At 67.1% G+C, this 22,426-nt stretch carries 14 protein-coding genes; 7 read left to right on the top strand and 7 right to left on the bottom strand.

The annotated features are described in order from the left end of the window. The 6 genes from alaS to NTW26_03270 form a co-directional block, all read right to left on the bottom strand. On the bottom strand, nt 1–2,058 hold a 2,058-nt coding region (gene alaS / locus NTW26_03245; GenBank protein MCX7021288.1), incomplete at its 3' end, for an alanine--tRNA ligase. A gap of 92 nt (nt 2,059–2,150) precedes the next feature. Further along, nucleotides 2,151–3,353, bottom strand: a complete 1,203-nt coding sequence (locus NTW26_03250) for a hypothetical protein (protein ID MCX7021289.1) — start codon at nt 3,351–3,353, stop codon at nt 2,151–2,153. A gap of 65 nt (nt 3,354–3,418) precedes the next feature. Then, nucleotides 3,419–3,814, bottom strand: a complete 396-nt coding sequence (locus NTW26_03255) for a DUF6529 family protein (protein ID MCX7021290.1) — start codon at nt 3,812–3,814, stop codon at nt 3,419–3,421. Next, nucleotides 3,739–3,990 (bottom strand): hypothetical protein, encoded by a 252-nt coding sequence (locus NTW26_03260; GenBank protein MCX7021291.1) that lies wholly within the window; start codon nt 3,988–3,990, stop codon nt 3,739–3,741. The genes NTW26_03255 and NTW26_03260 overlap by 76 nt, the downstream gene beginning before the upstream one ends. After that, entirely contained in the window at nt 3,987–6,446 is a 2,460-nt protein-coding gene (locus NTW26_03265) for a CHAT domain-containing protein (GenBank protein ID MCX7021292.1), read from the bottom strand. Before NTW26_03265 ends, NTW26_03260 begins: the two co-directional genes overlap by 4 nt. A 92-nt stretch (nt 6,447–6,538) precedes the next feature. Further along, nucleotides 6,539–12,040, bottom strand: coding sequence for a tetratricopeptide repeat protein (locus NTW26_03270; protein MCX7021293.1), 5,502 nt, complete (start codon nt 12,038–12,040; stop codon nt 6,539–6,541). Nucleotides 12,041–12,261: 221 nt separating this feature from the next. On the opposite strand from NTW26_03270, the gene NTW26_03275 reads away from it, so the two are divergent. From NTW26_03275 to NTW26_03285, 3 genes are all read left to right on the top strand, one after another. Next, nucleotides 12,262–12,912 carry a hypothetical protein gene (locus tag NTW26_03275; protein MCX7021294.1) on the top strand — a complete coding sequence of 217 codons (651 nt, stop codon included), beginning with the start codon at nt 12,262–12,264 and terminating at the stop codon, nt 12,910–12,912. Nucleotides 12,913–13,035: 123 nt separating this feature from the next. After that, on the top strand, nt 13,036–14,346 hold the full coding sequence (locus NTW26_03280; GenBank protein MCX7021295.1) for an acyl-CoA dehydratase activase-related protein: 1,311 nt from the start codon (nt 13,036–13,038) through the stop codon (nt 14,344–14,346). Next, nucleotides 14,333–15,670, top strand: coding sequence for a (Fe-S)-binding protein (locus NTW26_03285; GenBank protein MCX7021296.1), 1,338 nt, complete (start codon nt 14,333–14,335; stop codon nt 15,668–15,670). The genes NTW26_03280 and NTW26_03285 overlap by 14 nt, the downstream gene beginning before the upstream one ends. Here NTW26_03285 and NTW26_03290 read toward each other — a convergent pair. Further along, the gene (locus NTW26_03290; GenBank protein ID MCX7021297.1) at nt 15,612–16,628 is read right to left on the bottom strand and encodes a methyltransferase; all 1,017 of its coding nucleotides are present in this window, start codon (nt 16,626–16,628) and stop codon (nt 15,612–15,614) included. The two genes, NTW26_03285 and NTW26_03290, sit on opposite strands and share 59 nt — an antisense overlap. A 142-nt stretch (nt 16,629–16,770) precedes the next feature. Between NTW26_03290 and NTW26_03295 the strand changes: the two genes are divergently transcribed. The 4 genes from NTW26_03295 to NTW26_03310 all read left to right on the top strand — a co-directional run. After that, nucleotides 16,771–18,549: a phosphoenolpyruvate carboxykinase (ATP) gene (locus tag NTW26_03295; protein MCX7021298.1), complete on the top strand. Its 1,779-nt coding sequence runs from the start codon at nt 16,771–16,773 to the stop codon at nt 18,547–18,549. A gap of 412 nt (nt 18,550–18,961) precedes the next feature. After that, the gene (locus NTW26_03300) at nt 18,962–20,533 is read left to right on the top strand and encodes an Rne/Rng family ribonuclease (protein MCX7021299.1); all 1,572 of its coding nucleotides are present in this window, start codon (nt 18,962–18,964) and stop codon (nt 20,531–20,533) included. Continuing rightward, the gene (locus NTW26_03305) at nt 20,530–20,994 is read left to right on the top strand and encodes a DUF1284 domain-containing protein (protein MCX7021300.1); all 465 of its coding nucleotides are present in this window, start codon (nt 20,530–20,532) and stop codon (nt 20,992–20,994) included. The genes NTW26_03300 and NTW26_03305 overlap by 4 nt, the downstream gene beginning before the upstream one ends. Beyond that, the coding region (locus tag NTW26_03310; protein MCX7021301.1) for a hypothetical protein at nt 20,987–22,426 on the top strand (1,440 nt) is incomplete at its 3' end. The genes NTW26_03305 and NTW26_03310, both read left to right, overlap by 8 nt.

The raw sequence follows: 22,426 nt of genomic DNA on the forward strand, positions 1-22,426 counted from the left end.
GCCCGCCGCCAGCGCCCCCTCCTGCACGACGTACAGGCTCCCCATCTCACCCGTCGCCCTAGCGTGCGTCCCGCCGCATAGTTCCCGTGAGTAGTCCCCGGTCTCCACCAGCCGGACCTCGCCCGAGTACTTCTCGCCGAAGAGCATCATCGCCCCGAGGCGCCTGGCCTCCTCTAAGGTTACTATCCGCCAGCGCACGGGGTCGTTCTGGAGAATCTTTTCGTTGACCAGCCGAGTGATTTCCGCCAGTTCGTTCTGTGTGATCGCCCGGGGGTGGTTCAGGTCGAAGCGGAAGTAGTCGGGCCCGACCCAGGAGCCGGCCTGGACGGCGTGATCGCCCAGGACTTTCCGCAGCGCCCAGTGAAGAATGTGCGTTGCGCTGTGGTGGGCCTGGATGCGCCGCCGGCGGGATTCGTCCACCGACGCCCGGACGGTTTCCCCGACAGCCAGGGGACCGCTTTTAACTTTACCGACGTGCAGGTGAGCCCGGCCGGCCTTCCGGGCGTCCGTAACCGTGAAGACGCCGCCCCCGTCAGTCGTGAGCTCGCCCGTATCGCCGACCTGCCCGCCCGACTCGGCGTAGAATGGCGTCTCGTCCAGGACCACCGTGCCCTCCGCGCCCTCTTCCAGGGTGTCCACCGGCCCGTGGTCGGCGTCGAAGAGCGCGACGACCCGGGATTCCAATTCCAGCGCGTCGTAGCCGCGGAAGACCGTTTCCAGACCGGTCACCGTCGGCCCCCCGTCTACGGAGTGGAAGCGGGCCGAGGCCCGCGAGGTCTCCCGAGCCGCTTCCAGCTCCGCCTCGAAGCCCTCCAAGTCCACCGTCAGGCCCCGCTCCTCGGCCATCACCGCCGTCAGGTCCACCGGTAAGCCGAAGGTGTCGTAAAGCGCATAGGCGTCGCGCCCGGAGATGATTTTCCCGGAGAGATTTTTGACGATGCCCCCAAAAACCTCCATCCCGGCGGCGAGGGTCCCGAGGAAACGCTCCTCCTCGCGGCACAGCGCCTCTTTCGTCCGCTCGGCCCGGAGGAGGATGTCGGGGTAGCTCGACCTCAAGACGTCGTTGACCGAGTCCACCAGCCGGTAAACGAACGGCTCTTTGGCGCCGAGCTCGAAGCCCAGCCTGCCGGCCCGCCGCAGGAGCCTCCGCAGGACGTACCCCCGCCCCGTGTTCGAGGGGAAGATACCCTCGGCGAGCGTCACGGTGAGCGCCCGGGCGTGGTCGGCCACGGCCCAGAGCCGCGGGCGGACGGCCGGGTCGTCGGGGTCGCGGCCCACGATGACCGCCGCCGCTTCGATGATCGGCCGGAAGAGGTCGGTGTCGTAGTCGTTGGCCTTTCCCTGCAGGATGGCCGTCAGACGGTCCACGCCGAGGCCGGTGTCTATCCCCCGGTTGGCGAGGGGGGCCAGGGTGCCGTCGGGCTGCATGTCGAACTGGGGGAAGACCAGGTTCCAGTACTCCACGAAGCGTTCGCACTCGCACCCTGGGCGGCAGTTGGGACGTCCGCAGCCGCGCTCGGGGCCGTTGTCCCAGTAGAGCTCCGAGGATGGGCCGCAGGCGCCGGTTTTCCCCGCCGGACCCCAGAAGTTGTCATCGGCGCCCAGCCGAATCACGCGCTCCGCGGGTATGCCGATGACCTCCCGCCAGAGCCGGTGCGCCTCGTCGTCGTCGGTGAAGACCGCGGCGTGGATGCGCTCCGGGTCCATCCCGTAGACTTCCACGGAGAGCTCCCAGGCCCAGCGGACGGCCTCCTCCTTGAAGTAGTCGCCGAAGGAGAAGTTGCCCAGCATCTCGAAGAATGTGTGATGGCGCGGCGTCCGGCCCACGTTCTCCAGGTCGGTAAGCCGGAAGCACTTCTGCAGGGAGCAGGCCCGGGCCGGCGTGAAGGGCACCGGCACCGTTCCGGCCCAGTACGGCTTGAACTGGACCATCCCCGCCGAGTTGAAGAGTAGGCTGGGGTCGTCCCGGGGCACCAGCGGTGCCGAGGGGACCTCGGTGTGCCCGCGTTGGACGAAAAAGTCCAGGTAGGTGCGCTTTATCTCGTGGCTGGTCGGCATTTTTACCTGATTGATTGGTCGGTGCGCGTCAACGGGGCGATTATAACAGGCCCCCGGCGGGGGGCCAAGCATCCGCGGTCGGGTCGGCCGAATCAGGGCACGGGCCAGAAGGCGAAGAGCGGCACCAGCTCCGCCGTGACCGCCTGCTCCGCCCGGTCCGGGTCGTTGGAAAAGCAGGTCAGCTCCACGGTCTCCACCACGCCGTCCACGGGGATGCGCTCGGTGCTCCCCCGCAACTCGTAGGGGCTCTCGTGGGGCGCCAGCTCGAACCGGGTGTCCCAGGTCACCGTGTCCTGGGGGGTGGTCTCCCCGCTTCCCGCGTAACCGCCGACGATTTGGAAACCCTCTATAGGCAGCGGCCGTCCCAGGTCCACGGTGACCCTCTCCCCCCGCCACACGGTTTGGGGGTCACCGTCGAACAGTTGTTCGGCGCCGGGGGAATCGGTGGAGATAAGCGGGGAGAGCTTCCCCGTGGCCAGGTCCAGCTCTTGCCACCGGGCCAGCCCCCTGGGTGGATAACCCGGGTCGCAGCCCCAGGGCATGGTCCAGAACGCCGGAGCGGCGGCCGTCTCCTCGGCCAGAACGACCGTCCGCCCGTCCCGACTGGCGACGGGGAGGACCCACCCCACTTCGGGCAGCACCTCGGTCACCATATCGGTCGTCAGGTTCCAGCGCAGGAGCGGCTGCAGGTCGAGGAACTCGTCCGAGGCCGGGGAGTGGGGGTGGAAGTTCATGTAGAGCGCATCCCCGTCGTCGGACCACTCGAGCAGGTGGACGCTGACCCGGACCTGGTCCGTCTCCACGGGGAAGGTCCGCCGCCCGACGACCTCGCACTTTCGCGCCAAGCCGTAGATGATGACTTCCACCTGGTGCTCGTCGCCGCCGATTGCCGCGGCGAGCCGGTTTCCCTCCGGCGACAGGGCGTACTTGACGAAATCCGGCTGGCCGGGCAGCTCGTACATGTCCACGACGAAGCCCAGGTCGGCGTCGTCCACGTGCATGCGTCGGATGCGCAGGTTCGTCGGGTCCGCCCCGTCCCGCCGCCCGAAGTAGATGTAGCCGTCGAGGCAGCCCAGGAGAAAGTCGCCCTCGCCCATCGCCAGCTCGAATGTCCGGCTGCGCCGCACCAGGACGGCGGTGTCGTCTCCCGGCGTCCATTCGAGGTCGTAGCCCTCGCCGGCAATCTCGACCCTCGGCTCGTAGAGCTCCGACCAAGTGTAGTGTGGCCGGTCGAGCCCGGCGGCGGCGAGCGTCGCCGTGAACATTAAAATTATCAACAGCTTGCGGATGAGCATATCAACCCCTTAAAGAAAACGGCCGATGAGATACCACCAGGCGCCGGTGGCGAACATGACGAGGTTTACCAGCAGCAGCGCGCCGCCCACGATGTGGCAGGCCCGCCACGGCTTCCACCGCTTCTCGACAGCACCTTGGCGGCGCAGAGCGCCAGCCCGACGAAGCCGACCACCGAGCGCAGCACCACCCGGTCCGTATTGCCGCGGAGGCCGTGGGCCACGATGCAGATGCCGGTCAAGAGGACGTAGAGGCCCAGGGTCGCCCAGCCGAAGATTCTGTGCCTGCGGCGCAGCCTAGCGCCCTTATCCGGATCCCGCTTGGCCGCCGGGCGGGAGGAGTAGATGAGGACGTACGCGGTGAGCGCCGCCAGGAGCGTCAGGACGGTCAGGCAGCTCTTGAGGAGCCACGCGGCGAAGCGGTCACCGGGGGCTGCGGGACCTCGTGCCCCGCCTCGACCCACCCCGCGAGGCTGTACCAGTGGGCCGCGTAGTAGAGGCCGCGCTCGTTGCGCTCTCCGCCGCCCCGGGGATCGAGGTGGCGGTAAACGCAGTCCTTGCGCTCCCGGTCCGCGAACTCGGGCCGGGCGGAGGCGCACACGACGAGAATGAGAACCGCGAGAAAGGTGAATTTTTTCATGGCGAGGCGTGGGTGAAGACGCCGAATCCGCCCCAGTACGCCGGGCTGGCGAAGCTCTCCCGGGTCGAGAGCTGGGCCCGCCGGAGCGCCTCGGCGGGCGGGAGTCCGTCGGCGAGGCCCAGGAAGAGGTTGCGGACGGTGATGGCGGTGGCGATGTCCGATGTGCGCCAGAAGGTGGCGGCCACGGCGTCCGCTCCGGCGAAGAGGAAGGCCCGCGCCAGGGATAAAAATTCCAGGCCGTCGGCCCCCTCGGGCACCGCCGTGTTGCCAGGGGCATTACTCGCTACGCTCGTTTCGCAGGCCGAGAGGACCGCCAGCTCGCAGTGCAGTGGCAGGGCCAAAATTTCCCTCACCGTGAGCAGGCCGTCCTCGCCGACCGGTGTCGCGGCGTCACCTTCCTCCGCCGGCGTCAGCAAGAGGGCCGAGGAGAGCGGGTCGCCCGGCACGAGCCGGGTGTGGGTGGCCAGGTGGAGCCGGCGGGCCTGGCCGGCCAGCTCGTAGTAGCGGCTCTCCAGGGCGGCCTTGCCGGTGAACGGGGCCGGTCCGCCGGGGAACAAGCCGGCGATACTCTCCGCTTCTTTCTCGGCGAAGGGGAGGTCGTCCTGGGGGTTTCCCGTACTCGGATTGGCGAAGCTGACCAGCGGCAGCTCGCCGTAGGCGTCGTTCACGGGTGCGAGCCAGGCGGTGAAGCTCGGCGCGTAGGCCAGCGAGAAGCGGTCCAGCAGGCAGCCTTCCCCGAAGGGCAGGATGGCGAAGGGCACGTAGGAGAGCTCGCCGTCGGGGATTATCAGGAGCTCGTCCACGTCCTCCGCGGAAAGCTCCGCGGTCCAGGGTCCGATGACCTCGGCGGCCAGGGCGGTGGCGAGCTCGTCGAAGCGGGTCTGGTCGCCCCGGGAGGTGAACAGGCCGACCAGTTCCCGGGCGGCGCTCCGGGTGGCCTGGGCCGGTCTTTCGACGACCCTCACCCCGTCGCCGTCCACCAGCCAGCTCCAGAGGCGGTCGCCGTCCAGATGGTAGACCAGGGCCACCCGGCGGTCGCCGACGCCCCGGATGATTTCCTCCGCCGTCGCCGTCTTCCCGACGACCCCGGCGAAGGCGGGCCGGCGTTCGGCTATCTCCCCGACCAAATCGCCCTCTTCCGCCAGCGCCCCGGCCAGTCCCACGTCGCTCTCCGCCCCGAGGAGGAGGGAAATCCGCCGGGACAGCTCGATGTACCGGGTCAGGGCCTGCCCGAGCTCCAGGTCGCGCCAGGGTATGTCCGCCGCCGCCAGGGTCCGTTCGCCGACGACGGAGCGGCAGGTTTCCTCCAGCTCGAGGCTCCGGTTATAATCCCCGGCCTCGAGGGCGAGCTCGATCCCGTGGGTGAAGAGCTGCTTGGGCCCGACGAAGATGCCCTGGTGGGCGGAGGAGAGCGGCGATTCGGGCGCGGCCTGACGCACGATGTCCAGGGCCAGCGCGAACTCGGCCAGGGCCGCCTGCCGGTCCCCCCGGTACGCGGCCAGACGGCTGAGCTGGTGGTGGACCCGCCAGAGGAGGTCGGGCCGCGCGGTAACGACCGCCCCCCTCCGGGCCCGGTCCAGGCAGTCGGCCGCTTTGGCGGGGTCGTCGGGGAGGACGAGGCGGGCCACGTCGCAGTAGCCCAGAATCGTCCGCGGGTTCGTCAGGTCCGCGTCCGCCAGGTAGCGCTCATGGAAGGCGACGGCCTCGGCGGTATTCCCCTCCAGCTCGGCGACGGCGGCCAGGTGCCGCAGGTCGTTCGAAACCCCGTGGGAATAGCCGATCCGTTGGTCCTCGGTCAGCGCCTCCTCGAAGTGGACGCGGGCGATGCCCAGGCGACCGCTGAGGCGGTACACGAGGCCCAGGTTCGAATGGGCCGCGGCCGTTTCCTGGGCGTCGCCGGAGGCTACGGCCTTCTCCAGGGCGGCCGTCGCCGCGGTGAGCGCCTCGTCGAACCGGCGCATTCCCAAGAGCGACAGCGCCTCGCTGCCCAGGAAACGGGCGATGAGACCGGGAGGCCCGTTCTCCCCCAGCTCCGCGAGAACCTTTCGGCTTATCTCCAGGGACTCCTGGAAGGACTGGTCCTTCCAGCACGCCTTGGCCAGGCCGAAGAGGTTGTCCAGGCGCGCCGTGGGCGCGTCGGGCTCGCCGGGGTACTTTTCCGCTTTCGCGAGACCTTCCGTGTGGTACGCCCTGGCGGCGGAGATGTCGCCCTTCTCCGTGGCGATGAAGCCCAGGAGCGCCAGGGCCCTCGATTCGCCCACCGGGTCGCCCAGCCCGGCGAAGGTCAGGCGGCTCTGTTCGGCGTAGCCCCCGGCCTTATCCTGGTCGTCCAGGTTGGCCTGGTACAGGTTCCCCAGCTCGAGCATGACCTGGGCCCGCATCGCCTCGCGCTCGACCCCCGAGGCCAAGTCGGCGGCCAGGTTGTACTCCTCCGCGGCCTCCTCGAAGCGGTACATGCGCACCAGCAGGCGGGCGCGGTCGAGATGGCCGGCAAGGTAGGGGTCGGTCAGGGCGGTAACCTCGGGCCCGCCGAGCTCGCCCAGGGCGCTCAGGTAGTCGCCGTTGGCCTCCAGCGCCGCGTCCAGGTCGCCGGCCTCCCAGATTCAGTTTCCCCGAATCGCGCGCGGCGCCGACGGCGGCCCCCCAGAGCTGAAGTTTCTTCTCGTTGTCCCCCAGGCGCTCCGCCATCCCCGCGGCCTTGAGGAACTGGTACAGGGCGGTCTCGAAATCCCCATCCCCCTGGTAGGCCAGGGCCGAGCGGACCGTGCTCGAGAACTGCTCCTCGGCGAATGTGCGCGCCTCGGCGTCGGAGAACCCGGCGAACCCCAGGAGCATCGCCCCGGCCCAGTCCGTCGCGGACGGGTACTTCTCCCGCACCTCGAGCTGGGCCCGCCGGACCGCCTCGGCCGGCGGCTCGCTCAACCGACGGCGCGCGAAGGCCTCCGCGAAGAGGCTCCGCGCTCCGTCGTCGGCCGTGTCGGGGGAGAAGATGAGGCTGGGCACCCCGGCGTACGTGAAGCACCGGCACAGGACGGACAGACCTTTGCCGAGGACGGGACCCAGCTCGATCCAGATTCAGGTTTCTTTGAGGATCACGACGTTGATGTTTAGGGTGTTGCCCAAGAGCGCTTCGCTCCTGGGCGGCTTGGCGGGCCGAATCCGGAACGCCGATGCGGCCCACGAAGAACATCGGTTTCGAGTAGCTCGCGTTCCGGGCGTCGTAGCAGTAGGTCAGCTCGGAGAAGGAGGCTACGACCGCCACCGGGGTCGTCTCGACGAGCGGCCGACCGTCCCCCGCCGAGAGGGCGGGCCAGGGGACGCGCCAGAGCACGCCGTCCGGCGCGATGTAAACGGTTCGGGCCCCGCTTATCTCTCCCGCATACGGCGAGAGGAGAAGGCGCCCCAGCTCGACGAGGGCTTCGGCGTCCCCGGCGGACACCCGGTCCACCAGCTCCCGGGCCGCCGTCCGGTTCAGCCCGATCCGCGTCTGCCGCACGCCGTCGGAGTCCATAAGCCAGGCGTAGAGGCCGTCGCCGGCGAAGAAATAGGTGAGCAGAATTTCGCCCCCGCGCAGCACATCTTCGGCATCCTCGAGCCCGGAGGGGTATACCCCCACCAGGGCCGTCAGGATGGGTTTCCGATTGTGCTGTTCCTCGACTATCCCGCGGTAGTGGAGCCGTTCGTCCACCAGTTGCCGGCGCAGCCCCTCCATCTCCCCGGTCACCGTGGGGTCCGTGGAGAGGCTTCCGGCCGAGATTTGGTTGCTCAAGTCGGATATGCGTTCCTGGGTGAAGAGCTCGTCTCCCAGGAACAGCTTGTCTATCTCGCTGGCCAGCTCGAGATCCCGGTCGGCGAAGATGCTTGCCAGGTAAGCCTGCTGCTGGCGGTCAACCTGGCGGAGCGCATCCTCGGCGGATCCCGCGTCGGCCAGGAGAATCACCATTTTCTCGTACAGGTCGCGGATCTCGGCGAAGGTCACCGATAGGGGCACGGTTTGGCTCTTCTGGCCGATTTCGCGCTCGACCGTCTCCAGGGCTTGTTCCAGGTAAACCTTGGCCCGGCCGGATTCCCCGCGCGAGAGGTAGAGCTCGGCCAGGGAGCGGCTCGCCCGCCAGGACAGCCGATCCAGGGCGAAGAGGTTCGCCCGGTCCCGTGCCCGCTGCAGGAGGTTCTCCGCCTCGGCGAAGTCGAGCTGCACCAGCGCCACCCCCCGGTTGTGCTCGCAGGCCACCGCGCCGGCGGCGTCACCCAGGGTTTCGTACGCGCTCTGGGCGACGAAGAAGGCGGCTTCGGCCTTTCTTATGCGCTCGTACCGCTCGACCGGGGTCTCGTTGTCGCCCGCGAGGTACAGTCGGAGAAGCCCGCGGGCGTTGGCGATGCGCGCCCCGAGCTTCGGGTCCGCCACGCTGTAGAGTTTGGGGGCGTATTCCTCGAGCGCCGTCTGGACCTCGGTGGCGATGCCGCGGAGGTCGGTCGTCGCTTCGTCCGTCCCCATATCGGAGAAAAGTTCCCCGGCGGGTGAACCTTCCATGCGCATCCGGTCGGAGATGTTCATGGCGATTTCCGCCAGGTTGGAAAGCGCCACGAGCGCGCCCCGGTACGCCCCGCCCACGAGGCACGCCTTCATGGAGGCGAGGTAGTTCTTCGCCGCTTCGGCCAGGTCGCCCAGCTTGTAGGAGAGGTAACCGATCCGGTTGTAGATTCTACCCCTCTCGGCGGAGGCCACCTCCTCGTTCTTCTCGCCGGAAGTCTCCTCGAAGAGGGCCAGGCGCTCTTCGTAGCAGGCGATAGCCGCGCGGTAGTCCCCCCGACGGGATTGGCACTTGGCGGCGAAGGTGTAGATGAGCTCCTTCTCACCGGCGAGGTCGAACCCTCGGGCCGCCTCCGAGGAATCGCCCACCAGGCCCGCGCTGAAGGAAAAGTCCAACAGACCGCTGCCGGCGGTCGAATATCGGGCCCGGCCGAGCTGCTCCAGGACGTCGAGCGCCTGCTGGAAGTAGTCTAGGGCGTCGGTGTAGAGCTGGAGGAAGTAGTAGCAGACGCCGATGTTTCTGAGGGCGTAAGAGCGCTTGGCGCGGGCGGCCAGGGCCCTCTCGGCGGCGCGGGTGCGATCGCCGAGGTCCGTCAGGTCGGCGGCGGCGGCCTCCTCCCGCTGGGCCACCCGGCTGTAGAGGTCGGCGGATTGGATGAAGCAATTCAGCGCCTGGTCGTAGGATTCCTGTTCGAAGTAAACCAGGGCCTGGCCGTCGGTGCACATGAGTACGCCCACGTCGTTGCCCAGCTCGGCGAAGATGTCCCGGGCGATACCGTAGTGCCGGACCGCCTCCGCGTAGTTCTCGGTGTGGCGGGCGCAGCGTCCGGCGTTGAAGTGGTAGCGCGCTTCCACCTCCGCCTCACGCGGGACGGTCATCAGCTCCTCGCGTCTCGCGTAATGCTCGTAGGCCGGGCCGAAGTTGTACAACAGGTAGCTGGCGTTGCCGAGGGCGAGCTCGATGTCGGCCTCGAAGTCCGGGTACTCCGCCTCGTCGTTCTGGGCGCGGGCGAGGTTCAGGTAATCCATCGCATGCTCCAGAAAATCGCCGGCCGCCCGCTCGTCGTCATCCCCCCTTTCCCTGACGGCGCGCTCGAGCTCGATCCAACCCAGGGTGAACCAGGCGGCGGGAAAGACGAAGCGGAGGCCCACCGCCTGGTGGATCTCATCCTCCGCCATGGACAGCTCCCCGTAGTTGACCCCGCTCCCCGGGCCGGTGGAGGGGTAGGTCAGGGCAAGCCCGAGGGCGTAACGGGCGATGGGGTCGTCGGGATGGTCCCGAAGGCGGTCCCGGTACTCCTGTACGATGTCGTCCCGCTTGCCCATGTCCTCGCAGTAGAGCTTGACGAGGGCGTGGTGGACCCGGTCGTTCGAGTAATCGAAGTTCATGGCGCGACGGATGAGGGCCTCGGCGCGCTGGAGGTCGTTGCGCTGCCTGTAACCGTCCGCTTCATCCAGCAGGAGCCGGCGGAGGATCCCCGAGGCGCGGATGGACTCCAGCCCCCCGGAGAGCTCGCCGTATTCACCCACGATGCGCTCGAGGGCCGTCGCGGCCTCCTCGGGGCGTCCGAGATCCTTCTCCAGGTCGGCGATTTTGAAAAGGACGCTCACCCCCAGGAAGCTCGCCCGCGGGTAATCCGCGAGAACCGTCCGGTAGGCGACCAGGGCTTCCTCCTCCTGGCTCATCCGCTTGAGCTCATCGCCGATTTGGGCCTGGGCGTAGCCGGCCAGCTCGGGGTAGTCCGCGAAATCGCGGGTCATATCCTCCAGGGCCACAATCCGCTCAACGTCCCGCATGTTGCCCACGGTGAGGCTCACCAGATCGCGTTGGGTCAGGTTCTGCCACCTCTTCTCGGCGGGGTAGTTCGTGAGGACGTAGAGGTAGCGTTCCCGGGCCTTGTCGTGGCGACCCATGCGCTCCAGGGAGCGGGCCGCCTTGAAGTCCGCCTCGGCGCGCAGGCTGAAATCGGAGCCGAGACGCGCGGCCGTGTCGTAGCTCTCCAGCGCCTCCTCCACCCTGCCCACGCGGTAGAGGATGTCCCCGGCCAGGACGAGGCAGCCGCAGGCGACCTCGGGAACGTACTCCACGGTTTCCACCGCCATGTCCCGCGCTCGGGCCAGGAGGTCGGGGGTTATCTCCTCCACCGTCCGGCCCTCCTCCACGTACCGGTAAGCCGCGGGAAGCTGGTCGAAATAGATGGCCCCGAGCCACTCCTGCTGGAGCTTGGACAGCACGCTCTCCGCCCCGGCGGTGATGCCCCCCGGCCAGCGGCCGACCACGCCCGCGCGCTCGATACCGGCCTGTCGGGTCCAGCCTAGGTTCTCCATGGCGGAGGCGAGCTCGAGCTGGGCCCGGGCGGACAGGTCATCCTGACGGTAGAAGGCGTCCACGAAAAGGGTGAAGGCCAGAAGCCTGGCAAGGGGATCCTCGACGATTCCCCGCGCCAGACGCAGGGCGGTGGAGGGGTTTTTCGGCATCTCGGGGGGGGCGAGCGGCATGCTCCAGATGTCGCCGTTGGTGGAGCGGTCAGAGCTGAAGTAGACTAAGACGCCGTCGGTGTCGGCGAAGCCGTCCCAGTTGGCGCCCGCGGTGAGGCGACGGTAGGCCGCCTGGCCGGGTTTCAACCGGTCGGCCGCGGCGGCGCCGGGCAACCCGCCCTCGAGGATGTGCTGCAGCGGCTCCGCTTCCAAAAAGCAGAGCTGGGCGTTGTCCCGGGTGTCCACGACGCCGTCCGAGTTCGTGTCCAGAGCGAAGCGGGTGAAGAGAATACCCTCGGGTCTCCAACACGGCCGGACCATGACCCCCGCCTCGGACACCAGGGTTCTCCGCGTTCCGTCCGATAGCCGCCGGGCCTCCAGGGTGCTGCCGCCCACTCCGGGGACGACGTAGCACAGCCAGATCCCGTCGGGGGAGAGGGTCGGGTTGGCGCCGCCAGCCTCGGTGATGCGCTGGAGCCCATCGCCCGTCCGGTCCACCCGGTAGATGTTGGCCAGGTTCGGGGACGGTTCCCATTCGGCGTCCGCCGACCCGGGAGGGGGTCGGTAGTCGGCGGGCTCCGACCGGGTGAAGTAGATGTAGTTCTCGTCGGGCGTGGGTTCGGGGGTCTCGTCGCGGCCCAGATGGTTCGTCAGCCGCGTGGTGAAGCCGATTTCGATGCTGTAGACGTATATTTCTCCCTCGGGATCGTCGCGGGTGCTGGTGAAGTAGATTTTGGTCCCGTCGGGCGACCAGACCGGGTTGTAATCGTCGGCGGTGCTGGTCGTGAGCTGGGTGAGCTCGCGGCTCTCCAGGTCCATGAGCCAGATGTCCATGTTCCCGCTAGAATCGGAGACGAAGGCGAGCCGGTTGTCCCCGCGGTCTACCACCGGGGAAGAATCGAAGGAAAAGCGGGTGGTTATTTGAATCGGCTCGGGCAGGGGGAACGTATCGGGCTCCTCCGCCTCGGGAGTATCACCCCGGGCGGTCGGCGCGAGGAGGGCCAGCAGGAACGTGCAGAAAAGCGGGTGGAAACGCGGCATGGAATTATGGGTTACGGCTTCGCCGTCTAAGATGCACGAAAGGGGGCTCCACGATTATACACGCCGTCGCCCGCGTTGGGTATCACTCGACGGGGCTGCGCCTTGTCAAAGGACCGCGGAGGTGCTACCATTCGAGTGAAAGAGGGCTTTGTCCCGTAAGGCGATACACATTTTAAAAGTCACTGTTCCACGCAGGTGGGCGAACACCCTGGGAGGTTGAGATGAAGCCAACGGTGGTGGTGCTCCTCTTCGTCGCCCTCGTCGCCTCATTTTCGGCCGAGTTTTCCGGGAAGAGGGGTTACGGTCGTTTCGGTTTCCGCGCCGCCTATCCCATCGCCCTCACCGAGCCCTACCCGAAAACGTTCGAGAATGTCGCGAGCCCGGAGTATTCGACCAGCGTCTACGCGGCCATGGAGGGTGGAGTGGGTTTCTCCGATTACCTGGAGCTGACGATCGGGTTGAACATCCACTTCGCCACCGCCGGGGCCTCCAACGACCTCGGCGAGGCGCTGCCGTACTACGATCTCACCGTGGGCGAGGGATCGATTGCGGTCGGCTTGAACGGCTACTTCATCCGGGGGGACATCCGACCTTACGGTCACGTGGACCTGGGCGTCTCCTTCAACTACGCCGACTTCGACAACGCGGCGGGCTACACCCGCTCCCTGGCCCTGGCCGTGGGGGTCGGCGTCGGCTGCCAGTTCGTCTTCGGCGAGGTGTTCTACCTGGAGCCCTTCGTCCACTACCGCCTCCACGCCAGCGGCACCTACACCTTCAACATTGACCAGCCGGGCTACGAACCGGTCGAGCAGGATTTCTTGGCCACGCCGATGGTGCTGTGCACCGGTCTGGGATTCGGGTTCCTCTTCTAGTAACAAGGGGTTTAACCGAGCGTAGCGAGCTATGCCTCTAGAGAAACCCCTTGTCTTAAGGGCGATTCTCTGATTCTTGACCAAAGGAGTCGCCTTTTATATCATGGGGCTCCAGCGACGGCGATGAACGAATCCGGCTCCAACTCCAACCGCGCCCCCCGCCTCACCATCGGCGTGCCCCGCGCCCTGGACTACTTCATCCATTACCCCCTGGTGCGCGAGCTTCTCACCGGTCTCGGCTTCGCGATAAAGCTAAGCACGCCCACCAACCGCGCCGTCCTGGACGCCGGCACGACCTACACCGTAACCGATGCCTGCATCCCGATCAAGGTCTTTCACGGCCACGTGCACACCCTCCTCGGCGAGTGCGACGCGATCCATCTCCCCCGGCTGGTCAAGGTCAGGCGGCTGAAGCACCAGGGCCGTTCCTACCGCGAGTCCTTCTGCCCGAAATTCATCGGCCTTCCCGACATCGTCCGGAACACGATGGGGCTGGAGACCGTGGAGCAGCTCGGTCCCGGAGCACGGGCCCGCCGGTTGATCCGCCGCCGTCTCAGGCTCGCCCAACCCCCGCCTCCCGACGGCGTGCGCGAGCTGCCCATCGTCCGGCGCGGACAGCCAGACGCAAGCCTCCCGGTAGATAATCCCGTCCTCATTGACATCAACGTGGACCTCACCCGCCGTTTCGCCACCCTATACCGCGTGGCGAACCAGCTCCGCCGCCTCAAGTACTTCAGCTATCTCCACCTCTACCGCGTCTACCGGAAAGCGCTGCGGTTCCAGCGCCGGTACGAGTGGCTGCTGGGGCTGGGCCTTTTGCCCGACGAGGCGCTGCGCATCCTGGATAGGGGTGGAGAGCCGCCTGCGCCCAGCGTCGGCGAAAGGGGCGTCCTGGCCGTGGTCGGCTACCCCTACCTCCTCTTCGACCCCTACCTGGGGGCGGGGGTGATCAAGCGGTTCGCGGAGCGGGGCTACGACGTCTGGACCCCCTGGCGAATCTGGCGCGACAAGCGCTCCCTGGCCCTGGGCGCCCTCCACAAGGAGCGGCCCTTCTTCTGGTATTTCTCCAACATCGTCGCCGACGCGGCGCTCTACCTCATCCACTACGGGGCCACGGCGGAGCAGGCCGCCGGGGAGCGTCTGAGCCGGCGGGGATTTCTGGGCCACTTATCGGCGAAAAGCCGGAGGAAGCGGGCGGGGGCGCCCACCGTGGGGCTGGTGCACGTGACCAGCGCCACCTGCGGCCCCGACGCCTTCGTGGGGAAGATGTTGGAGTTTGAGGCGAAGAAGGCGGGCGTTCCTCTCTTGATCCTCCAGGTGGACGAGCAGTCCGGCGAGGCGGGCATCCTCACCCGCATCGAGGCTTTTTGCGACATGCTGGAACGGCGGGGGAGAGGTTCCTCAACGACGGGGGCCGGGGTTGGGCTCGACTAGAACCGACGGATTTGCCCGGGAGCTCGAACGGTGCGTGGCCTGCGGGAAGTGCCGCGCCGTCTGCCCCGTCTTCGCCGCGGAGGGCTCCGAGACGAGCTCGGCTCGGGGCAAGCTGAAGCTCCTGGCCGCCGCCGAGGCCGGGGAGCTGGCCTACGACGCCGACCTGGCGAAGCTCATCGGCGACTGCCTGGGCTGCCGGATGTGCGTGGAGAGCTGCCCGCAGGGGACGCGGGTGGAGGAGCTCATCTTCGCCGCCCGGGAGCGGATCGCCGGTCGGCGGGGCCGTGGAATTTTAAGCCTTATTATTCTGCGGTATCTGCTCCCCCGGCGGGCGCTTCTGGCTTCCGTCGCCTCGGTGGTCGGGCGTCTGCAGGCCCTGGGATACACTATATTCAGTCTATTCAGTCCACGTTCCGGTGACCACCTATCGTCTTCGCAACGCACCCAGCGCGCCCTGGCCGGCGTTTATCGTTTTCTCCTACCCCTGGCCGGTCTCTCGCCCCGCCTCGTGCCCCCGACGCTGGCCCGCTGCCCCTTCGGCCTCGACCGCGGCGAGGTGCTCCACGACGCCGGTCCCAAAGCCCCGCGCTTCGGTCTCTTCGTGGGCTGCGCCGTGGACCTGGCTTACCCCGCCACCGGTGAGGCGGTTATCGCTCTGGCCGAAGCCCTGGGAATCACCCTGGTCGCCCCGAAGGATCAGGCGTGCTGCGGCCTGCCCGCCTGGGGAAACGGCGACCGCCGGGTGTCGGTATCGCTCGCCGCGGCCAACGTCGCCGCCTTCGCCGGAACGCCCCTCGACGGCATCGTCACCGCTTGCGCCTCCTGCGCCAGCTTTCTCCGCGGGCATTACACCGGCCCGCTCGCCGACGCCCTGACCCTCGAGGAACTCCTCGTCCGCCGCCTGGACGACCTGCCCCTCGTGCGCGACCCCTCGCTGAAGGTCACCTACCACCAGCCGTGCCATCTGGCGCGGTATCTGAAGGTGGACCTGGCCGCGGGCATCCTGCGCCGGCTCGGGGATTACGTCGAACTGCCCGAGCGGGACGTTTGCTGCGGGGGGGCGGGGAGCTACTTTATAAAAAACCCCGACACCTCGGCGCGGATCGGGGAACGCAAGGCGGAAAACATCCTCGCCACCGGCGCCGTCGTCGTCGTCACCTCGTGCCCCGGCTGCGCGATGCAGATCGAGGCCTCGCTGGCCCGGCGTGGCGCCGACGTCCGGGTGGCCCTGTTGGGAGAGCTGGTCGCCCTGTCCCTCGCCCGGTCTACTTCACCACCCGGCAGACGAGGTAGTCGCCGCGCAGCGACAGGGTCCGGTCCGTGAACCGGTCCCCCAGTAGTTTTTCCGCGGGGAGCTCGCGCCGCAGCACCATCCAGAGATTCCCCCCATCACGCAGCGCGCCCGCCGCGGCCCCGACGAATTTCCCGATCAGGCTGAGGGCGTGCCCCGACCCTTGGTGGAAGGGCGGGTTGCAGAGGACGACGTCGTAGAGGCCGTTCAGCGCGTCACCCGCTTCGGCGGCGCGGACCTCCGCATTATCGAATCCGGCCAGGGTGACCCTCGCACATGCCAGGGCGAGGGCCGACGAGTCCAGCGCGGTGACCTTTCCCGCGCCTTTCACCGCCCCGTGCAGGGCGAGCACGCCGTTTCCGCAGCCCAGGTCGAGGACCTTCTTCCCCTCCCACCGGTCCGGGAGGTCTTTCAATAAGAGCTCCGTTCCCCCGTCCAGGGCGCGCCAGGCGAAGACGCCGGGGAGGGAATGCACCGCGCCCAGGCCGGGGACCTCGTACGCGGGCCGGGGGTCGGTGTCGGGAGGTTCGCCTCCCTGAGGTTCCGCGCAGCGCCACAGGCGGCAGTGGTAACGCGAGACCGCGGCGACCCGCCCGAAGCGCCCCTCGAGGTGCCGACGGTAGCCCTCGATCCCGCCGTCCTTCTCCCCGACGAAGAGGAGCACCCCCTCTCGGTCCAGATGATTCGCCGACCAGGCGATTCGCACCCGGCCCCGCTCCCGGTCCCGATCACACCGGAGGGCGATGAGATCGAACGGGCAATCGGGCGGAAAACACGCGTGGTGGGCTTCTCCGGGGGGCAGGTCACGGACGGCGCCCAGCCCGTCCTCCGTGACGACGATCTCCCGGGATGGGTGTCCGAGGTCGGCCACCAGTTCGGCGGAAGCCAAATCCCAGGCCAAGGTCTTTTTGCCGGGGCCTGACTCGCTTGGATTCGTTTTCCCGAGGTCGCCGACCTCTTCCACGAGCAGCTTTTCAGGCGGTGTCAGCACGGGTTTCCTCCCGCCTCATCTTAGCATATGGCGGGCTTGGAAGCCGCCGAAGGTTATGTTAGTATTCCCAACGCTCGGTCTGCAGTGAGATTATTTTCACGAACGCCGCGCTTCGGCGAAGACCTGAACCTACGGAGCAATCATGAGTCCACGCCTTACCCTGGATGAGCTGCACCCCTTCAAGGTGACCTACATCACCAACCCGACTCAGGATAAACTCCGACAGTTGGCCCTGGAGCACACACCGGCGGTGATGAAGACCGCCTACGGCAGCCTGAACAAGATTAGCTTCAACAAGGCCCGCAAGGCTCCGTACACCTACATCGTCGCCGCCGAGTCCGACGCCGGCCGCTACTCGGGGAAGACCATTGACCCCGAATCCGCCACCTGCCTGGTCGAGAGCGTCAAGAAGTACGTCCTAGAGAAGGGGACCCTGATCGAGATTCAGGGCTACGAAGGTCTCGGTCGGCGCGCCGTCGGCGTGCAGTGGCTCTATACCCTGGACATAGCGAACGTCGCCGCCATGCAGCAGATACTGTCCTTCCCCCGGGAGAAGGTGGAGACCCAGGAGCAGCTCGCCCGGCCCTTCAAGCCCGCCTTCCGCCTGGTCATGACGCCGGCTCTGGAGGCGAAGGGGTTGCCCGGCGGCCAGGCCATGCTCGTGGACCTGGACAACTGGACCACCTTCGTAATCGGGGCGGACTACTTCGGCGAGAGCAAGAAGGGCGCCCTGCGCATGCTCAACGAGTACACCTACCAGCGCGGCGGCCTGACGCTCCACGCCGGGGCCAAGGCGGTGACCATCGGCGGGAAGACCGTCACCATGGCAATCCTCGGCCTCTCCGGAACCGGGAAGACCACCACCACATTCTCCAAGCAGGGCGAGCTGACACAGCCCATCCAGGACGACATGGTGACCCTGTGGCCCGGGGGCGAAATTTCCATCACCGAGAACGGCTGCTTCGCCAAAACCTACGGGCTGACCGAGGAATCCGAGCCGGTGATTTACGCCGGGACGCTCGACCCCACCGCCTGGACCGAGAACGTGTACGTGGACGAAAAGGGCAAGTTCGATTTCTCCAAGGGGCGGCTGACGGTGGAGGAGGTAAAGCGCTATCACGACGTCCTCATCGCCACGAAGGCCCCCGGCGGGAACGTGGAGAAGTTCATCCGGGGGGAGGTCAAAATAGACGAGGTGGTGGACCAGTACGACGCCCCCGCCGACGGTTGGGATTTCCTCGTCTGGACCCAGAACGGGCGCTCGATCATCCCGATGAAGGCGATAAAGAACGCGGCCGACCTGTACAAAATCCCGCCCCTCAAGTACATGGGCATCCTCAACCGAGACGAGGGCCCCGACGCGGCCTACCCGGGAATCATCCGCTTCGCCAGTCCGGAACAGGCCGGCGGGTACTTCATGCTCGGCGAGACGACCAAGACCTCGGCGGCCGGCAAGGAGCGCGGACGCACCCGCAGCCCATTCACCCAGCCCTTCTTCCCCCAGCAGAACGGACTCCAGCCGAAGCGCTTCGCCGAGCTGGTGGCCACGATGCCCGGCGTGGTGTGTTGGGCCATGAACACGGGCTGGATCGGCGGCGACGCCCTGGACGAGAAAGCTGGGAAGGCCCTGAAGGTGAAAATCCCCCATTCCTCCGCCATGCTCGAGGCCATGCTCAAGGGGGGGGTCGTCTGGAAGAAGGACCCCGACTTCGGCTACGATATTGTGGACGTGGACTCACCCGCCAACACCGCGCTCCTGGCGAAGGTTCCCGCGGAAATTTTGAATCCCGCGATCTTCTTCTCCAAGGCCGGACGGATGGACGTGTACCGGGCTTGGGTGGAGAAGATGCTGCGGGAGCGGCGGGAGTTTTTAGTGAAGTACGACGTGGACCCCGTGATTGTCCGCGCCGTTTGCGGTTGATTCCAGCGAAACCGGCGGCCGTCCACGTGGGGCGGCCGTTTTTTTTAATGGAACCGGGGGCGATCCGGCTTCGTTTCGATACCGACGGACCGACCGGAGACTACCGTCACGCGGATGCCCCCGAAGGGAAGTAAGGCCCCGCCTTGCGGAGATAAATTTGCACAACGCGTTGACTTTTGGGGGGTTCTTCTGTTATACTATATGCGTATGTTAGCGGTTTAGCCCTTTTTACCCTTTTGTGAACCGGATATGCAGGCCAACGGCTCCAGATTAGTCGTCCGCCCGAATCACCGGGGGTTCCGTCGTCTTGTCGTCGGAACCCTGCTTTTGTGTCCGCCGGGGCGCTCGGCTCCCCGATCGGTCACAAGACGGCCTGCCTCGGTTCGCCCAGCTTTAAAGCACGAGGTTTTGGTTGAAAAAAGAAATCTTGGTCAACGTCTCCCCCCTCGAGACCCGGGTGGCCACGCTCGAGGACGAGGATTTGGTGGAGATAATGACCGAATCCGCCGATGCTCGTCACATCGTCGGGAACATATACAAAGGACGTGTTAGCGAGGTTCTCCCCGGGCTGCAGGCCGCTTTCATAGACATCGGGCTCGATCGCAACGCCTTCCTCCACGCCGAAGATCTGGTCACCGACGCGCAGGACATCGGCGCCTTTCTGGACGAGGATTACGACAACCTGATAGACCACCGGCGGGGCCGTCGGCGCGAGGTTCCGCCCATCGAGAAGCTCCACTCCCGGAGCCAGGAGATTCTCGTCCAGATAACCAAGGAGCCCATCGGGAAGAAAGGTCCCCGGGCCACCGCCAACATCACCATCGCCGGACGCTACCTGGTGCTGATGCCCTACGCCGATCACGTGGGCGTCAGCCGCAAGATAGCCTCGGCCTCCGAGCGCAACCGTCTGCGCAAACTGGTGAAGAACCTGCGCGCGGGCGACACCGGGTTCATCGTCCGTACCGTCGGCGAGGGCTCCTCCAAGACGGCCATCCGCGCCGAGATGGGCTACCTGAACCGGCTCTCCCGGGAGATAGTCCGCAAGGCGAAAAAAGCCGAAGCACCGGCCCTGGTCTACGACGACCTGGGGCTGGTGTTTTCCATTATCCGGGACGTCCTCTCCGAAGAGGTGGACTCCCTCGTCATAGACGACCGGGAGCTCTACAACCGTATCCGGAACTTCGCCCGCCGCACCGCCCCGAAGCTCTCCACCCGCATCGAGCTCTACTCGGGCCGCTACCCCCTTCTCGAGGCCTACGGCGTCGAGCGTGAGCTGGAGCGCATGCTCCAGCGGCGGATCTGGCTCAAATGCGGCGGCTACATCGTCATCGAGCAGACCGAGGCCCTGACCTCCATTGACGTCAACACCGGCAAGAACGTCGGCAAGACGGACCTGGAGCGGACGGTTTTCGAGACCAACCTGGAGGCGGCGGTGGAAATTCCCCGCCAACTCCGCCTCCGGGACATCGGCGGCATCATCATCATAGATTTCATCGACATGGAGGTCCAGGGGCACCGCGACGAGGTGGTCAAGCGCCTCAGCCAGGCCCTGCAGAAGGACCGGTCCAAGACCCGCGTGCGGCGGATGAGCGACCTGGGGCTGGTCGAGATGACCCGGAAACGGGTCCGGCGCAGCATCACGGCCCAGATGACCGGCCGATGCCCCTGCTGCGGGGGCACGGGGCTCGTGCTTTCCGATACGTACCTGGCTCTGCACGTGGAGAACACCCTCCGGCGGGCGCTTTGCCAGGCCGGGGAATCCACCATCCAGCTCGTCTGCAACCCCCACGTCATGCAGATCCTCAAGACGCGGCACCCCGCCGTCCTCGAGCGTCTGCAGGAGGAGTTCGGGCGGGAGATCGCCCTGCAGGCGAACCCGCTCCAGCCTTTCGATGAGCTGACGGTCAAAGGGGTGGACGACTCGAAAAAGCCGCGGCGGTCGCGGGGTAAGCGCCGGCAGGTCCGGCGGAAGAGCGGACCGTGAGCCGCCCGCCGAACGCCGGAGTCATCCGTCTACGCCCGCATCACCTCTTGTGCCTGGTAGCCTTTCAGGGCGAGGGGTACTCACCGGAATTCGTGGAGAAGACGCGGGATCTCCAGCGCGCTCTTCTGGCCGACGGCGGGGTGATCGAGCTGGTTCGCGGACCGGACGACCTCTGCGACGGTTGCCCGGAGATGAAGGATGAGTGCGTTTCCCTTTCTCCGGATTCCGGCGTGGACAGGCTCGACCGCGCCTCTTCCTCCCTCCTCGGAGTTTCCCCAGGGCGTCACCGGGCGGCGGAGCTGCTCCGGTCCATGAAGAAAACCTTCACCCCCGAACGCGGATACAAGGTCTGCGCCGAGTGTTCCTGGCTGCCCCGGATGGACTGCCCGCGGGTCATCGCGGTCCGGCTGAGGGAACTTTTCCCTGAAAAACCGACCCACGGCGGAGGATTCCGTGCGTAAATGCGGCGACGAGAGAGGGGTGGCCCTGGCCATGGCGTTGATCGTCCTGGCGGTGCTTTCCACCTTCGCCGCGCTCCTTCTGGCCCTGGCGAACTACGAGATAGTTTCCGCCGATGACGCGCGCCTGGCCGTCCAGTGCGAGGCGCTGGCCGAATCCGGCTGGAACTTTGTATTCCGCGAGCTGGCCGCCACCCGCTTCGACGGCCGGTCCACCCACGTCCTGGACGCCGACGACCGACTGGTCGTCAACGAGGACGCCCCCCTGGTCCCCCAAATCACCAGCCCCTCAACCGGCGAGGTGGTGGCGGTCATAGACGGTCCCGGCGCGAAGGAAGGTCTCGAGCGGAACCTGGACGACGGGGCCTACGTCTGGCGATGGTATCCCGGGGCCGCCTGGAACTCCCTCTCCAGCTCCGGGGTGCCGGAGGAGATCCGGGTCATCGCCTACTACAACGACCCCGACCGGTTGAGCTTCACCATCCAGGTCGAGGCCACCCTTTACCCGACGGGAAACCCGATCACGCGGCGGCTGCGGGTCACCGGACGCACCCAGCCCCTGGAGCAGTACGTCCTCTTCTCTGACTCCGAGCTCGCCCTGGCCGGCAAGGCCGACTGGTACGTGGACGGCGCGGTCCACGCCAACGGCGACCTCTGCCTCATGCCCGAAGGCTCCAGGGTACGACTTGACGGCCAGGAGGTCACCTCGGCGGCCAAGCTCCTCCGCCTGCGCGACCCCTGGGGGCGGGAGGGGCTCCTGGGCGAGGTCCTGGTGGTCGTCCCCGACGAGGAGGAGGAATCGGGATTCCGCGAGGTGGAGTGGTTCACCGATCCCCCCTTCGATTCGGAGCACGTGGCGGAGAACGAGGGTTTTGCCTTCTACGACAACGACCCGACCAATGGCCTCACCGGCTGCCAGGAGCTCTTCGTAGGGGCGGTGCGTGACGGCTTCATGGGCATCGGCAGCTTCCAGCCGCCATTCCTGGCCGACATGGACTACCTCCGGCCCCAGGCCGCCTACGGCATTTTCACCGACGGCGCCGTGGTCACCTGCCTCGAGGTCTTTCTCAACCCCGCCACGGGCGAGAGCTCGGATCTCCTGGAGCTGGACCTCGCCAAGTTGGCCGATCCCAACGGCGACGGGGATTTGAAGGATTCCATCTGGCCCGCCAACGGCATCCTCTACGTGGGCGGCGATTGCCGGCTCAAGGGCGCGCGGAGTTTACCCGCCGACCTGGCCGTTCTGTGCTCCGGCGACCTCTACCTCCAGGGCGACGTCAACATCGTCGCGCCCCGCCTCTTGGAGCTCGTCGCACCCCGGGGGCGGATCTGGCTCCTGTCGGAGAATTGGGAGGACGCAGACGCGGCGCTCCCCGTTGAGCGGCGCGTGCCCACGGCCCTGCGCGTGGTGGCGGTTTTGGTGGACGGTCAGCCG

The organism is bacterium, from assembly GCA_026398675.1.
Lineage (GTDB): Bacteria > RBG-13-66-14 > RBG-13-66-14 > RBG-13-66-14 > RBG-13-66-14 > RBG-13-66-14.

What these genes read in the sequence shown, in the direction of transcription:
- NTW26_03260 (MCX7021291.1), bottom strand. Translation starts at nt 3,990, where the DNA reads ATGAAAAAATTCACCTTTCTCGCGGTTCTCATTCTCGTCGTGTGCGCC.
- NTW26_03265 (MCX7021292.1), bottom strand. Translation starts at nt 6,446, where the DNA reads ATGTACCGCTTCGAGGAGGCCGCGGAGGAGTACAACCTGGCCGCCGAC.
- NTW26_03275 (MCX7021294.1), top strand. Translation starts at nt 12,262, where the DNA reads ATGAAGCCAACGGTGGTGGTGCTCCTCTTCGTCGCCCTCGTCGCCTCA.
- NTW26_03250 (MCX7021289.1), bottom strand. Translation starts at nt 3,353, where the DNA reads ATGCTCATCCGCAAGCTGTTGATAATTTTAATGTTCACGGCGACGCTC.
- NTW26_03295 (MCX7021298.1), top strand. Translation starts at nt 16,771, where the DNA reads ATGAGTCCACGCCTTACCCTGGATGAGCTGCACCCCTTCAAGGTGACC.
- NTW26_03270 (MCX7021293.1), bottom strand. Translation starts at nt 12,040, where the DNA reads ATGCCGCGTTTCCACCCGCTTTTCTGCACGTTCCTGCTGGCCCTCCTC.
- NTW26_03280 (MCX7021295.1), top strand. Translation starts at nt 13,036, where the DNA reads ATGAACGAATCCGGCTCCAACTCCAACCGCGCCCCCCGCCTCACCATC.